Origin of the sequence: Mesorhizobium sp. M7A.F.Ca.CA.002.09.1.1 (assembly GCF_003998555.1) — a bacterium.
Taxonomy (GTDB): Bacteria; Pseudomonadota; Alphaproteobacteria; order Rhizobiales; family Rhizobiaceae; genus Mesorhizobium; species Mesorhizobium ciceri.
On record NZ_RZRR01001459.1, the window covers coordinates 1 to 725 of the forward strand.

Sequence of the window (725 nt, forward strand, 5' to 3'; positions counted from 1 at the left end):
ATTTTGAATCATAGTCGTAGAAGGAATGGCCGGTCGGGATGATCTCGCAGACCCCCAGCGCCACATCGCCCATCACCGCGCAGGTCAGCTCCCTGCCGTGGATGTAGCGCTCGACCATGACGGTATCGCCATATTTCCACTCCGACGAGCCAAGAACCTGCGGCGGATGCGACTGGCCTTCATGCACGATGACGACACCAAAGCTCGAACCCTCATTGACCGGCTTGACCACATAGGGCGGCTTCATCGGATGCTTGTTCTGGATGGCGAAGCGGCTGGCGACCTTCGATTCGGCGACCACGATGCCGACCGACTTGGCAACCCGTTTGGCCTGCTCCTTGTTCATGGCCAGAGCCGAGGCGAGCACGCCGGAATGGGTGTAGGGAATGCCGAGATATTCGAGGATGCCCTGGATGGTGCCATCCTCACCAAAAGGGCCGTGCAGCGCATTGAAGGCGACATCGGGCTTGAGCTCGGCAAGCACGGAGCCGACATCGCGCCCGACATCGACGCGGGTGACCTGGTAACCTTCCTTCTCAAGCTCATCGGCGCAAGCCTTTCCGGAGGACAGGGACACGGGCCGCTCGGACGAAAAACCACCCAGCAGGACGGCCACATGCTTGTTTTTCATTCCCCGGCATCCCCTCTCTCACGGCGGACCAAAACCAGATTTTCCGCAACATTGAGTCAGAGTCTCCCGGCAGGTTGCCCCCCCAGACGGAAAA

1 protein-coding gene is annotated in these 725 nt (G+C 60.1%); it reads right to left on the minus strand.

From position 1 onward, the window contains the following. The coding region (locus EN994_RS33990) for a D-alanine--D-alanine ligase (protein ID WP_127308285.1) at positions 1–631 on the minus strand (631 nt) is incomplete at its 3' end. Positions 632–725: the final 94 nt, after the last annotated feature.